Below are 15329 nucleotides of genomic sequence, written 5' to 3' on the forward strand. Positions count from 1 at the left end.
AATAAATGATTTTCAAAAATAGATAAATTAAATTCACATTTAATATTAATTTTCATATTAATTTATCATCGAGATAAGATTGTTTGTATATATATTTGTTAATTAAAAACTTAATAAAAATATAATTGAATATACTATGAAGATATTTTATTCTTTTTGTTTAATATTCTTTTTTTTAATTAATTCTGAAGCACAAAATCATCCTGCAACAGCAAATTATGATTTAAAAAAGAAGCGTTTACTAATACAAACTTGCTCGACCTATTTATACAATTCAAATCAAGGGCAAATAGATGCTGATAGTTCGGTGGTTTTAACATGCAAGGCTTATAAACTTCCTGTCTTATTAGCGTATGATGAAGGCTATAATGACGGAACTTATCTTATCGGAAGTGACTTGATTGAAAAAGGAAATCTTGAGGCTGCCAAACAGCTTTTTGCAAAATCAAAAAAAACATAATGGAGTAACTTTCAAGAGAAAAGATGAAATTGCTAAAATGACGCTTCAAGATAAAACTTCTATCCGCGAGTAATTAGATAAAATCAGAAATTTAAAAATGATACATTTTAAGTCTTAGAAAAATAATTTTCTGAGGCTTTTTTTTTCGAACATATTTCAACTGAAATTTATACATTTGATTGAAGAGAGTTATTTTAACACAATTAATTTCCATTTAAAAGATAAAGAATGCTTGAAAATTTTCCTTTCTATTTAGGTATCATACTTGTTATTTTATTGCTGATCATGTTAGCCAATAAAATAAAAGTAGCGTATCCTGTATTGTTAGTTTTAGCAGGATTGGCGATTAGTTTTATTCCGAAAGTTCCAAAAATAGAAATCGAGCCTGATCTTATCTTTTTCATATTTCTTCCTCCATTATTGTATGAAGCCGCGTGGACGGTTTCATGGAAAGAATTGTGGCGCTGGAGACGTATTATTACCAGTTTTGCTTTTATAGTAGTTTTTCTTTCGGCTCTTTCTGTTGCTTTGGTAGCTAATTATTTTATTCCAGGATTTTCTCTTGCTTTGGGATTTTTATTGGGCGGAATTGTTTCTCCTCCAGATGCTGTAAGTGCAGGCGCGATTTTAAAATTTGTAAAAGTTCCCAAAACCATGTCGTCTATTTTAGAAGGTGAAAGTTTATTGAATGACGCTTCTTCTTTAATTATTTTCAGATTTGCGATGATTGCTGTGGCAACAGAACAATTTATATTTTACAAAGCTGCAATAAGTTTTAGCTGGATGATTTTAGGCGGAGTTGCAATTGGCTTATTAATCGGATGGCTTTTTATGAAAGCTCATAAATATCTGCCCACAAGCGCCAATGTTGATATTGTTTTATCTCTTCTAACACCTTATATCATTTATCTGGCTGCAGAAGAAGTTCACAGTTCTGGAGTCCTAGCAGTAGTGAGCGGGGGATTACTTTTGTCTTATAATAGACATCGCTTTTTGAGCAGCAGATCGAGAATACAAGGAATAAATGTTTGGTCAAGTCTTTCGTTTATCTTAAACGGATTAGTTTTTATTTTAATTGGTTTAGACTTGCCGCAAATTACATCTGGACTTGCAGAAACTAGTCTTTCTACGGCTATTGGTTATGGCGTTTTAATCACTTTTGTTTTAATTGTAAGTAGAATGTTGTCAGCTTATGGAGCTGTAATAATAACGCTTATTGCTCGTAATTTTATCACAGTTGCCGATACAAGACATCCAGGTTATAAAACGCCTTTTATTTTAGGTTGGACAGGAATGCGAGGTGTGGTTTCGTTGGCTGCGGCGTTATCAATTCCGGTTTATTTGGATAATGGAAATGGTTTTCCGCAACGAAATCTGATTTTATTTATCACCTTTATTGTCATTCTTTTGACTTTATTGATTCAAGGATTGACGCTTCCTTATTTCATCAAAAAAATTAAATTAGATAATGTTTACGACCCAGTTTCTCGCCAAGAAGCTACGGTAAATTTGAAAAGAGATTTGGCAGAACATGCTTTGGATTATCTAAAAACAACGTATAACGATCAGTTAGACAGTAATGTTTCTTTGCAACAGCTCATTTTAAAATGGGAACAGCACAGCAAAGGAATTGACGATGAATCAATTGGAAATGAACTCAAAACCATTTATCTCGATTTAATCAATCAGCAAAGGCAATGGCTCATAAATAAAAACAAAGAAGATCAGCATATCGACGAATCTATCATTAGAAAACAAATGTATTATCTAGATCTCGAAGAGGAAAAACTAATTCATTTTTAAGGCATTCATCAAAAATTCATTTAAAAGAAATATCTTTATTCGTGCGTAAACGAAACATGAAGAGGATAAAAATTGTAGTGAAATTATAGTCGAGAACTAATCTAATTTTCTTTATGAAAAATTTATTTTCTAAAAAAACAGCAGCAATTCTGCTAATAGCTATTATTGCATTTGTAGTAGTTTTTAAAATGTATTCTGAAGAAAAAACTGCTGTCGTAAAACCGGTAAAAAAAGCATATCCGCCAGGAGTCGTTTTTACTTTTGATGACGATTATATTGACGATTGGTACAACGCTGAAAAACTACTGCATCCTTTAGGCTGGAAAGCAACCTTTTTTGTTTGCTGGTACGGAAGTTTAACTAGAGATCAAAAAGACAAATTGCATTACTTGCAAGATATGGGGCATGATATTGCAGGACATGGTTATAATCATCTAAATGCTTTAAAATACTCCAAAGAGTTTGGAATACAGAAATATATCGAAGACGACATTGTTCCTTTGAAAGCAGCAATGAAAAAAGACGGTTTCAATATTCATTCTTTTGCTTATCCTGATGGTGCGCGAGATACCGAACTGGACAAAGAATTACTAAAACATTTTGATATTATAAGAGGCACAACTTACGATGAAATTCCTGCAGCACAACAATATTGCTATTATGAAGGCAATCGACTTGTTTACGGTTTAGGAATTGATGACGATTACAAACAATTCAATATTCCGTATTACAAAACCTTATTAGATTACGCTAAAACTCATGATAAAATCGTAATTTTTTATGGTCATAAAACGGTTGAAAATGCAGATGAAAAGATAGAAACGCCTCTTTATGCATTAGAAGAACTTTGCAAATATGCCAAAGAAAAAGGGCTGAAATTTTATACGATTGATGATCTTTCCAAATTATAGTTTCCGTTTTATTTCAAAAAAGGATAAAAAAGTGTTCTGATTTGAATTAAGAGAATTACTTTTAGCGCATCTATTTGCAATTACTGCTATGAATAAAGTATTATTAGTTGAAGACGATCCGAGAGTGGCTTCTTTTATTATTAGAGGACTTGAAGAACAGCTTTATCAGGTTAAAAATGTCAATAAAGGTTTTGACGCCATTAATGAAGTAATGGAAAATACATATGATATTATTATACTCGATATCATGCTTCCTGATTTAACTGGTTTTGAAGTCTGCGAAATCTTAAGGGGCAGAAAAATAATTGTTCCTATACTTATTCTTAGTGCTTTAGATACACCGCACGAAAAAGTAAAAGGTCTTCAGGCTGGAGCCGATGATTATTTGGCAAAACCTTTTATGTTTGAAGAACTTTTAGCCCGAATCAATGCACAACTTCGCCGTTCGGAATTCAGCAGCGGCGTAATAGATTTTCAATCGTATGCCGGAATCGAAATTAATATGAAAGAACAAAGTGCTTCAAGAGATGGAAAAGAGCTTAATCTTTCTTCTAGAGAATTGAAACTTTTGATTTTTTTCATGAAAAACCGCGAAAAAGCACTTTCTAGAATTGCAATTGCAGAAGCCGTTTGGAATCTGGATCTTGATATGAATACCAATACGGTGGATGTTTACATTAATTATCTGCGAAATAAAATAGACAAGAACTTCCCTACTCCGCTTATTCATACTATAAAAGGAACTGGATATATGCTCAAAAACAAGATTAATGAATCTTAAAACGAAATTATCAGTCAATTCGACATTGCTTTTTGCCTTCATAGTTGGACTTGTACTGGCTGGTTCTTTCTTGCTTTTTAAAAATCACAGACAAGATCTTTATTATGAAAGATTAGAAGACAGTGCTTTAATAACAGCCTTCTTCTATTTTGAAAAAGATGAAATCACTAAAAATGACAGTTCGCGCTACCAAACGATAGAAATTGAGTATAAAAAAATCACCAACCAATCTATCAGAATTTACAATGCTAAAACGAAAGAACTTTATCTGCATGATGGACTTGATATTCTATTAAGCGATAAAGATTTAAAAGACATTTCTAAAAACAGAATTTTATATTTTACAAAAAAAGATAGACAATTTGCTGGGTTATATTACAAAGACAATCAGGGTGATTTTATTATTGTTGTATCTGGAATTGATACTGTAGGAGAAAGACAATTAGATGTTCTTGGTTTAATTTTTATTCTTTCGTATTTATTCGTAATTCCGCTTAATTTCTTTATTGGAAGGTATTTAGCTAAGCAAACTTTCAGGCCTTTTGAAGATGTTATTGCAAAAGTAAATACAATTACGACTGAAAATCTTCATTCTAGACTCGAAATGCCAACAAGCGGAAAAGATGAAATTCGAGAACTTATTACGACTTTTAATTATCTTTTAGAAAGATTGGAAAGCGGTATCACTATTCAGAATAATTTTCTAAAAAATGCTTCGCACGAACTCAAAACACCGCTTACTATAATTATTGGAGATATTGATGTGTCGCTACAGCAGCCGCGAACTAACGAACAATACGAAGAAGTTTTAAAATCGCTTCGAAAAGATACTTTTCAGCTAAAATCTATTTTAGACGGCCTTCTAGTTTTATCTGGATTGCAAGTTGGCGAACCTGACCAAATGGAAAGTGTAAGGATTGATGAAATTTTATGGAATGTACTCGAAAAAAAGGCAATCGAATATCCAGAATCTAAAGTCTCTCTTAATTTGGAAGCTATTCAAAATGAACAAATACTTGCTGTTCATGCCAATAAACATATGCTTTTTACGGCACTCTATAATATGGTAGACAATGCTATAAAATTTTCTTTTCCTGCGCCAGTTACTATTTTTGCTTTAGAAAAAGAGAAAAAACTTTTAATCAAAATTATCGATCAAGGTTCTGGAATTGCAGAAAAAGACAAAGAATCTATTTTTGATCTCTTTTTTAGAAGTGATCGTACGCGTCATATAAAAGGTCAAGGTTTAGGACTTTTTATTACTATGGAGATTTTAAAACGTCATCATATTACTTTAACGGTAGATTCTGAACTGGAAAAAGGAACTAGTTTTTCACTTTTATTTCCTTAAAAAAAACAAAAAAATAGTGTCGATCTGAATTTCAAAAACACCAATTTTCTTAGTTGGTAACATTATCCTAACACTCTAATCTATCTCTAATCTAGTTTAAATCTACCTCTAATCCCTTTATTTCTGGCGTTTTTCGCAAAGTATTGATTTTAAAGACTTACAAGCTTATTTATTAAATAACCAATACATCATCATAAATTAACATAGAATAGTTTTTTCATTTTAGGTTAACAAAAGCCTTAAATCGAATCAAAAGAAAGAGAGTTTATTTGTCAAAAATAAAAACTAATAACATGACAAAACTAAAACTCATTTTTTCGGCTTTAATGCTTCTTACTGCAGGAAGTATTTTTGCCCAGATTACCACTTCTTCTTTGTCTGCTAAAGTCAACGATGGAACAACTGCAGTTATGGACGCCAACGTTACCTTAACTCATTTGCCTACAAATGCAGTTTACAAAACAACTACAGACAAACAAGGCCGATTCAGTTTCGAAAATTTAAATGCCGGTGGTCCTTACGAATTAGAAATTAAAGGTAATGATACCAAAGATTACTCCAATGCACAAATTCATTTAGCGCTTGGCGACAATGATTTGCCAACCATTGTAGTTGGAAAAGCAGATAATAATGTTTTAGAAGAAGTTGTAATTACAAGTTCTAAACCTTCTTCTAAAAATAATGGTACAAACATCAACGAAAAACAAGTAAACGGACTTCCATTAATAAACCGCGGAATTCAAGATGTTACTAAATTGGTGCCGCAGAGTTCGAACAACTCTTTTGCAGGAACAAACTTTAGATACAATAACGTAACTATTGATGGTTCTATTAACAATGATGCGATTGGTTTTAGTCCATCTTTAGGAGGACAATCTGGAACTTCTGGAATGCCGGGAAGCAGTACGCGTTCGAACTCAATCAGTTTAGATGCTATTCAAGATATTCAGGTTTACATTGCTCCTTACGATATTAAATTAGGAAACTTTTTGGGAGGAAGCGTTAACGCCGTTACAAGAAGAGGAACCAATACAGTAAGCGGATCTATTTACTCTTACGGAAGAAGCGCTGCGCTTACGGGTCCAAACAATGCTGGAGATGGTTCTAAAATGCCAAAAGCGTTTGGAGATTACCAAATCGGATTTAGATTAGGTTTGCCAATTGTAAAAGATAAATTATTCTTTTTTACGAATATGGAATATGCCGAAAGAACAGATCCAATTTTCTATAATGCAGGACAAACCGATGCCAACGGAAAATTGACTTCTTTGGTTGATAATGCAACTGCTGAACAAATTTCGAACTTCGTAAAAACAAACTACGGATTTGATCCAGGAACTTATGGTTCTTATAATAACTTTGCAAAAAGCCAAAAATTCTTCAATAAATTAGATTGGAAAATTAACGACAAACATTCGATCTCTTTACGAAACAATACAGTAGTTTCTCAAGCAACAAACTTAGAGCGCGACGCCGCAAACTTCCGATTCTCAGGAATGGATTTTACGCAAAAAAACCAATCTATCAGTACGGTTTTAGAGCTTAAAAGCCACTTTAATAGCCAATGGTCGAACTCTTTTATTGCTAGTTATTCTGCTATTAAAGATTACCGTGACCCTAAATCAAACAATATTATGTTTCCTCAAACAGAAATTGGATATAACGGAGGAACTATTTTTTTAGGAAATGATCGTGAAGCAACTGTTTTTAATATGAAACAAAATACGGCTGAACTTACTGATAACCTTACTTATAAAACAGGAAATCATACTTTATTATTTGGTACGCACAACGAATTTTACGACATCAATTACGGATTTGTAAATGCCTTAAACGGAAGAGTTTCGTACAAATCTCTCGCAGATTTCTACAACAAACTTCCTACTCGTGTTCGTGGAACTTATCCGTTTGACGGTTCAACAAGAGATGAAATCTTTGATAATCCTTACGCAAAATTCAAAATAAATCTTTACAGCGTTTATGCTCAAGACGAAATTAGAGTTGGAAGCAGATTAAAAGTTACGCCTGGCGTTCGTGTAGATTATACCGATTTACCAAACAAACCGAAGTTGAGCCAGCAAGTTCAGAATTCTCCAGCAGATCCAAATTATGGAACAACTTACACATACACGCCTTTAAGTCAGATCAAAAACAATTTCTTTAGCACGGCGCTAGTTTCTCCAAGAATTGGTTTTACTTATAATGTTGATGAAGATAAAACATTTGTAATACGCGGAGGTTCTGGAGTATTTACAGGAAGAATTCCGTTTGCGTGGTTAGGTTATGCGTATTATAATGATGGTGTTGGATACGGAAGTTACGATAAAAACAACCTTACTGCTGCTCAAGTTGCGGCAGCTGGAGATCCTTTGGCAACTGGTGGACTTAACGGCTATCATGATGCAACTCCAAAAGTACAAGCCGATTTAATTGATAATAAATTTAAAATGCCTGCAGTTTTAAGAAATTCATTGGCTTTTGATAAAACTGTCGATGGATATAAATTTACTGTTGAAGGTATTTATACAAAAGTAATTCGTGATTTAGAATTTCAGCAAGTAAACAAAACAGATAATCCAACTTATTTTTCTTATGATACGAAACACGAAATGCCGATTTATGCTGCTAACATAAACTCAGCTTTCTCAAATGCTTATTTGTTATCCAACACGGACAAAGGTTACCGTTACAGCATTACAGAAATGATTTCTAAAACATACGATTTTGGTTTCAACTTTATGGTGGCATATACTTACGGTAATTCTCGTGACATTACAAACGGAATTCGTAATTCTATGGAAAGTAACTTCCAAATGAATCAGTCGCTGACACCAAACAATCCGCAATTGGCAACTTCTAACTTTAATATTAAACACAGAATTGTTTCTAATGTTGGATATGGTTTAAAATTAGCATCTAACAATACTTTATCTGCTAATGTCTATTTTAATGCACAATCAGGAAATCCATTTTCTTGGGGATTTGTAAATTCAACAATTGCAGGAACTGGACAAGCAGCAGGATTGGCTTACATATTTAAAGATGCTGCAGAAGCTGCAAAATATATCGGAGTAAATACAGCTGGAGTTCCATCTGCAGCCGCTGCACAACAAGTAGCAGACTATGAAGCCTTTATTAATGGAAATGATTATTTAAAAAGCAGAAGAGGAACTTTTACGCAAAGAAATGGTGATACAACACCTTGGAACATTCAAGCTGATTTGAAATTGATGGATGAAATTCAGGTTGCTAAAGTAGGAACATTCCAGATTTCATTTAGCGTGGCAAATGTTGGAAACTTAATCAATAAAGATTGGGGAAGAAGTTATTTCGTTCCGAACACCTACAATTCAACAGCAAACATTGGTTTAACAAAATCGGGAAACCTTGGCGGAGTTGCTACAGGAGACCCAACTTATACATTCCAAAAGCCTACTTCAACGCCTTATACTGTCGATCAGTTAGCGTCTAGATTTCAAGGACAGCTTGGAGTTAGATATTCATTCTAAAAAAGTTTGTGTTTATTTTTTTCACTATCTCCCAGTTTCAATGCTTAGAAACTGGGAGATTTTTATTTATAAGGTGTGAATTTGACAACAAAACAAATTTAAGATATAACAATTTAGAATCCAGCTAATTGTAAATTTGGAAATCTTTAAAAACTACCGCCATGAAAAATCTACAAATAAACAAAAGTGAAAACAAAACTGTGTGCAACAATCGTTTAAGCGTTTGTGCAGGAGATAATAACGAATTGATATTTCGTAAAACTTACGTAGGAGATTGGGGAGATTGGGATGAAAAACCTAGTAATACATTCCAAGATCAGAATAACTTTCTAGATCAAAATACAACTATTTCAGCAGCTGTCTAAATTTTAAAATAAGCGAATTCTGTGTAATATACTTTTTTAAAGTTATTACACTAGAACGCTTATAGTATTACTTAAATTCTCTTTGACAATAAAATCGAGAATAAATTCTCTTACTTCATTTTTTGCTTCGGTTTCGAACGAGTTGATATGAAATTCTTCATCTTTATCGCTGATGTGTATAATTTCAGTATACCCTTTGGTAATTAAACTTCCTTTCAATTTAATTAAATTAAATTGCTGTCTGCCATCTAATTCCTTACGAACCTGTAGTTTTATAGCTCTTCCCATATGCAAATTTTTTTAATTAATTAACTATCATTTAATTATAAATTTAAAACAATTAATCAATCAAAACTTTTTTTTAACACAGGTCACAACCTATTATTTATCAACACCTTATAAACATTTTATTCTCTTCAAAAAGTATAAAAAATGCCATAAAATAAGGGCTTCACAAATTACTTTCCAACAAATTGTTTATCACTCAATGTTTTCATAAAGGCAATGAGATTGTTTTTTTCCGTCTCTGATAGCGGAATTCTCTTACCATTATTCTTAAAAATCGGATCCAGATTGTCTGCATCTAAAACTCCATTATTAAAATAATCCAGAACTGATTTTAAATCAGAAAACTGTCCAAAACTACCATACGGAGCAGTGTATTCAATGTTTCGTAAAGTTGGAACACGAAAACTCATGAAATCAGAAGGAATTCCGGTAACTCGTCCGCGTCCGGCTTCGTTTGTATCTTTATTTAAAGGAAAACCAATATTTCTAAAACTTTGATCAGTAAATAATTCGCCCGAATGACAACTGGCACATTTCTGCTGAAAGGTTTTAAAACCTTCTAATTCGCTTTCTGTAAAAGCTGCTCCTTCATTTCGTTTTACTTTATCATATTTAGTGTTCGAAGAAATTAAAGTATATTCAAATTGCGCAATACTTTTATAGATTCTATCTGGTGTAATATCCTCGTTTCCAAATGTTTTTCGAAATAAAACTTTATAATCCGAATCGTCTTTAATTTTACCGATAACTTCTAAAATGGAAGAATCCATTTCTTCATGTGTAATTATAGGAACTAAAGGCTGCGTTTCCAACTGCAGTTTGCTTCCATCCCAATTGTAAAATTTTAAAAATAATAAATTCTGAAGCGACGGCGCATTACGAAGTCCAACCCTACCCTGAATTCCAATTGCTTGCGGCTTATCATCAGAAAAAGCATTTGCTTTAATATGACAGCTTGCACATGAAATTGTATTATCAGCACTGAACCTTTTATCAGAGAAAAGCTTTTCTCCTAATTCTACACCATATTTAGTTGGTTTATTTAAACTCGCAAAACTATTTACTTCTGGAAATCCTGCTGGAATATTTAAGTCAATTTCAGGATTATCAATAGCAATCATATCGGCATCATCATTATTACAAGATGCTAATAATGATAGAATTGATATCAAAAAAATTATTCTTTTCATTTTAAATGAATTTTATAAAGCCGTCTGAAAGCATTTCCAGACGGCTTTGAAGTAATTTTAGTTTTCTACGCTGCTAAAAGAAAACATTCCGCTAATATCGCTTGAACCATTTCCGCCTAAATTATCCACAAATTTCACCATCTGCGCCGCAGTATGAATGTTTGGAGTAGCATTATCGCCCATTCCTGTTCCTGTCGATAAAGTAATAGTATTGATTTTTCCGCTCAATAATTTATCAAAATCAGCTTTAATTTTAATTTTTGGCGCTTTACTTCCTACAATCGCATTTGTAGTTAAGTTCAACGTAATATCTCTATAGGCATTTACACCTTGTGTGTAGTTTGGAGCAGTTCCTTCAACCGTACTTCCGGTATGAATTGACATCGCTTTATTATCCGTATCATAAAAACCTTCCACTTTTGTAAAACGGTAGCCACTTCCCCATTCCCACATCATTTGCGTGTCGTTTGCGCCCGCAGCTGCGTAGAAATTTGGAAAACGTACTTGATCTAAGGTGTTTTGCTCCGGTTTAATTCCCAAACCAAACTTAATCTGTTTGTAAGTTGCAGATGGAATATTGCTTAAAACATAACTCAAAGAAGCCGTTTTAGATTGGTCAATAACAGTTGCACCTTTATCTAAATCATTTACGTTATAAGGAACTTCAGTTCCATTATCTTTCACCAAACGAATATTACTGATAACATACTTCAATTCTGAAAAATGATGAATTTGTCCTGACGCTGAGGTATTTGAAGTTGCTGAAGTTGATGTAGCATTTCCTAAAACAATACTATTGTTTTTAAATGTATTGGTAAATTCAAGCGTTACATTGTTCGCAACTGGATTATCATCATCACTTGAACATGATACGAAAGCCAATGCGGCAACTGATAATAATAGGTATTTTTTTAAATTTTGCATTTTGTGATATTTAAATTTTTGTATTCTATTTTTAAAATTGGTGTTTAATATTTTTTTCAACACATAGAAACATAGATTTTATTTAAAATAATTAATAAATAAGATTTTAAAAAGAAACTAGTTTCTAACATATAGTCCAGAAGCTTCGGGATTTGTTAATGCAAGTGAAACGCCTTTTTCCAAGCATTCAAACCTATGTTTCTATGTGTTAAAATGTTTTTCAACGTTTAGTAAAAAAATAGGTGGCGGTACAAAAATTTCTAAATAAGGTTCAAAATGACTAAATTCTTTATAAATCAATACTTTATCATTTATCATTTTTAGAATGCGAATTGGAAACTCAAAATTCTGATGCTGAAGCATATCTATCTTTTTAAAAATGCTGTTCAGTTCTAAATCGTTTTTTTCAGACTTTTCTAATTCTTTATTTAAATGACATTTTCCGTGACATTGTAATGCTGGTTTGGCTTTATTTTCGCAGAATTGATTTTCTATATCTTGCTGATTCAGTTTGAAGTGCACAACAATAAGCCCCTGTTGGAACGAAACCAACAAGAACAAAATCGTCATTGTGAAACTAAAAACTTTTTTCATTTTATAAAGTAAATTTTAAAGAAGTAAAAATGTTACGTCCCATTCTCGGAATATTTCCCCAATCGGCATACGTGCTATAATATTGATTTAATAAATTTTCTGCACCAACCTGAATAGTTGTATTTACTTTATTGATTTTGAATGTATAATTAGCAGAAAGATTCCAGATCGTATAAGCATCCGTTTGATCTTCTCCATATTCTGGACTGTAATTAATTTGTTCAAAATCGCCATTTACAGAAGTTTGGATTCCGAAATTTTTGTGCATAAAATGAAGCGAAGTCTGGTAACTCAACGGGCGAATAAAAGGAAGATTTCCACCTAAATTATCCATTCCACGAGCATACATTAATGTTCCTTTCCAATGCAAATGCTCTAAAATATCGTAACCTGCATTCACAGAAAAATTTAAAAGTGTCGCATAATCTAATGACGTATAACCTTTTACACCAACCGATTGATAATTCATCGGACTTCCCATACTCAAAATTCTACCTATAATATAATTCTGGATATAGAAATAATTTACTTTTCCTTGAAGACTGAATCTCTCGTTTTTAAAACCAGCGCTTGCATTTCCTTCATACGAAATTTCATTTTTCAAATTGGGATCTCCAATATAATCGTAACGGTCAAAACTATTGTAAATGTAATATCCGTAACCTTCAGAAACAGAAGGCGCTCTATGTCCATAACCAGCTCCAATAGAAAAATCAAACTGATCAATATTCAATTGATAACCCGCATGAAGATTTGGTAAAAATCTCGTTTTTTCCTGAGGTGCTCCAGGATGAAAAATCCAGTTGAATTCTACATATTTTGAGTAATTGTAGTTCACACCCAAAGAACCGCCCAAATTCACCTGACTTTTCTCCGAAATATCCCAAGAATTATTCATCGAAAGTCCCGCGTAACGTGTTGTTAACCAAGGCCAGCTGTACGCAAACATCGTTCTATTGCTTCGATCTTGCGGATACATTCGCATTTCTGCAATAGACAAATTATCGTACGCATTCAATTGAATTTCAGCGGCATAATTGTCTTTTTTCAAATTGGCTTTAGAAACCAAACCATACGTCGTACTCCAACCCGGCATATCCATATGAACCAGATTTTCAGGACGCGTCGTATCATCCATATAATGTTCGATGGCATTAAAATAGATTTTCGTATCAATCACTTTTACCAAACCATTTTCAAATAATTGTTTGTAAGCAGCTGAAGTAATCAACGCTCTAGAAAGCGATAAATCCATTGGAAGCGCTGGAAAACCAACATCTTTAGCCATATCAAAAATCGCATCTACTCTTACGGCAGATAATTCGCTTGTTTTATACGCCAGACCAATCGAAGTATTGAACTTTTTATATTGTGAATGTTTTACTTCGTCATCATTTCCGTCATAATAATTGTCTGCTTTTCGGTACGAAATACTTCCGTCGAAAACAAATTTATTGCTGGAATACGAGACATTTCCAAGATTAAAAAACTGTTTGTTGTTGAATTCAAATCCGCTTTGATAGGCACCGTTCCATTTTCTTTGGGCGCTAAATGGCGTGCTTTTTCTTTTTAAATCAATACTTCCAGCAACAGTTGCGCCGTGAAGACTTCCTTCTTGCCCTGATTTGATATCAATTGCCGAAAGATTATTGCTTTCTACATAAGACGTAATCGGATCCATTTTATCGGTACAAGCGCCAAAAACGTGCATTCCGTCAATTGTAACGGTCGAACGCTCCGTACTCATGTTATTTAATAAAGGTTCCCAAGCGTAAGCTCCACGTTTTATGAAACTTATATTATCTGAAGAAGATAAAAATTCATCAACCGAAACCGCCATTTTCATTTCTGTTTCGATTTTCTTTTTCGTGGCACTTTTTACGGTTACTTCTTCTAAATTTTTGATGCTGTCGTGATGCGCATGCGGATTCTGAGCAGTTACTGACATTCCCAAAAAAAGCAGCATTATAATATATTTCATGTTTTTAGAATAAAGTATCAATATAAAGTTCACTTTTAACTCCTTCAATTCCAGGCGTAAAATCGGTTGAAACCACAGTTCCTTTTAAGATCAACCCGTTTTGATTCATCATAATCAAATTCAGAGTCCAATTTCCCGTCATCGTATAATTGACAATACCGTGATACAATCCATCGTTTTCCTGTACCAAATCTTTGTTGTTTGGCGAAGAGTGATTTCCCATAGAAGGTTCGGGCATTCTCGGATCTAATTTTAAAGTAAAACCCGTTACTTCTGAATACGAGAATTGAGTCGGATCTGGAAAAATTCCCGCAGCAGTTGTCGGTTTATTGTATTTGTAAATACCCGCAACCAATTTGTTTTCTGAAACCGTTGGTTTTTGAGGAGAAACCAAAGCGATAAAATACTGCTCGCCGTCATTTCCTGTAAATGCTGTCATATTTAGATTTTTATTGCTTTGTTTTTGAACAATAACATCTTTATTGATTTCATATTTCTGATTATCAGCAATAAAACTTACATACAATTTCCAACTTGCTGTAGTTGTGCTTTCGCCAGTAAAAACGGAATATCCTGTATAATATTTATTTGTCGCATCGTATGCTACCTTATATTCATGCGGGCAAGAACTTTTACTTCCGTCGGCATTCGTTGTTATGGGCAAAAAAGTAACCTCAGAAGTGCTGATATTCTGATTCGTTTGTGTATTTACGACTTTCAGATGAAGTTCATTATAACCTCTATAAAATGTTCCGTTTAAAGCGTCAACAGTAATTTTATAATTGCCGCTTGTAAAGGAAACGGCCTCTTTAAATTCGTAATATTCTGGAAATTGAGAGCCTATTTCGGCTTCGTAATCTGTTTTGTCAATGGTGCAAGAAGTAATTGCAAAAAGTACTGCAATTACTAGAAAATTAAAAGATTTCATTTTGTAATGAATGTTTTAAAACTGTTTAAATTGTAGCAGAATGCCATAAAGTTTCGAAAATCAAAACATGACAAAATGCCGTGAAATTATGAGAATAAGATCAACAGTTTCAAATGAAAAGAAAAGTGCAAATAGAATAAATGCCGTTGAATAAACGTTGCATTTGAATGTTCTAAAAAAAATATAACACTTAGATTGCATTATTTATGACCATGAAACGAATACATGATTTAAATAATTTACA

The 15329-nt window shown here is 33.0% G+C and carries 13 protein-coding genes; 7 read left to right on the plus strand and 6 right to left on the minus strand.

All coding sequences use genetic code 11. The features are described from left to right. Nucleotides 1–136: 136 nt before the first annotated feature. The 7 genes from LL966_RS05905 (at nucleotide 137) to LL966_RS05935 (ending at nucleotide 9180) form a co-directional block, all read left to right on the plus strand. The gene (locus LL966_RS05905; RefSeq protein ID WP_229351179.1) at nucleotides 137–460 is read left to right on the plus strand and encodes a hypothetical protein; all 324 of its coding nucleotides are present in this window, start codon (nucleotides 137–139) and stop codon (nucleotides 458–460) included. A gap of 228 nt (nucleotides 461–688) precedes the next feature. Then, nucleotides 689–2263 carry a Na+/H+ antiporter gene (locus LL966_RS05910; RefSeq protein WP_229351181.1) on the plus strand — a complete coding sequence of 525 codons (1575 nt, stop codon included), beginning with the start codon at nucleotides 689–691 and terminating at the stop codon, nucleotides 2261–2263. Nucleotides 2264–2376: 113 nt separating this feature from the next. Next, nucleotides 2377–3174, plus strand: coding sequence for a polysaccharide deacetylase family protein (locus LL966_RS05915; RefSeq protein ID WP_229351183.1), 798 nt, complete (start codon nucleotides 2377–2379; stop codon nucleotides 3172–3174). A gap of 88 nt (nucleotides 3175–3262) precedes the next feature. Next, nucleotides 3263–3955: a response regulator transcription factor gene (locus LL966_RS05920; RefSeq protein WP_229351185.1), complete on the plus strand. Its 693-nt coding sequence runs from the start codon at nucleotides 3263–3265 to the stop codon at nucleotides 3953–3955. After that, nucleotides 3945–5306: a sensor histidine kinase gene (locus LL966_RS05925; protein ID WP_229351188.1), complete on the plus strand. Its 1362-nt coding sequence runs from the start codon at nucleotides 3945–3947 to the stop codon at nucleotides 5304–5306. The genes LL966_RS05920 and LL966_RS05925 overlap by 11 nt, the downstream gene beginning before the upstream one ends. Nucleotides 5307–5599: 293 nt before the next feature. Continuing rightward, entirely contained in the window at nucleotides 5600–8815 is a 3216-nt protein-coding gene (locus tag LL966_RS05930; RefSeq protein ID WP_229351190.1) for a TonB-dependent receptor, read from the plus strand. A gap of 161 nt (nucleotides 8816–8976) precedes the next feature. Continuing rightward, entirely contained in the window at nucleotides 8977–9180 is a 204-nt protein-coding gene (locus LL966_RS05935; protein ID WP_229351192.1) for a hypothetical protein, read from the plus strand. A 45-nt stretch (nucleotides 9181–9225) separates the two neighbouring features. Here the strand turns inward: LL966_RS05935 and LL966_RS05940 are convergent, their stop codons facing one another. The 6 genes from LL966_RS05940 to LL966_RS05965 form a co-directional block, all read right to left on the minus strand. Next, nucleotides 9226–9468, minus strand: a complete 243-nt coding sequence (locus LL966_RS05940; protein ID WP_229351194.1) for a hypothetical protein — start codon at nucleotides 9466–9468, stop codon at nucleotides 9226–9228. Between the two features lie 170 nt (nucleotides 9469–9638). Beyond that, nucleotides 9639–10658, minus strand: a complete 1020-nt coding sequence (locus tag LL966_RS05945; RefSeq protein ID WP_229351196.1) for a cytochrome-c peroxidase — start codon at nucleotides 10656–10658, stop codon at nucleotides 9639–9641. Between the two features lie 57 nt (nucleotides 10659–10715). Then, entirely contained in the window at nucleotides 10716–11582 is an 867-nt protein-coding gene (locus tag LL966_RS05950; protein WP_229351198.1) for an MbnP family protein, read from the minus strand. A gap of 201 nt (nucleotides 11583–11783) precedes the next feature. Next, nucleotides 11784–12176, minus strand: coding sequence for a hypothetical protein (locus LL966_RS05955; protein WP_229351200.1), 393 nt, complete (start codon nucleotides 12174–12176; stop codon nucleotides 11784–11786). A gap of 1 nt (nucleotide 12177) precedes the next feature. Then, nucleotides 12178–14157 (minus strand): TonB-dependent receptor plug domain-containing protein, encoded by a 1980-nt coding sequence (locus LL966_RS05960; RefSeq protein ID WP_229351202.1) that lies wholly within the window; start codon nucleotides 14155–14157, stop codon nucleotides 12178–12180. A 4-nt stretch (nucleotides 14158–14161) separates the two neighbouring features. Then, complete coding sequence (locus LL966_RS05965) at nucleotides 14162–15085, minus strand: hypothetical protein (RefSeq protein ID WP_229351204.1); 924 nt, start codon at nucleotides 15083–15085, stop codon at nucleotides 14162–14164. Nucleotides 15086–15329 lie beyond the last annotated feature (244 nt).

The organism is Flavobacterium chungbukense (assembly GCF_020805785.1).
Lineage (GTDB): Bacteria > Bacteroidota > Bacteroidia > Flavobacteriales > Flavobacteriaceae > Flavobacterium > Flavobacterium chungbukense.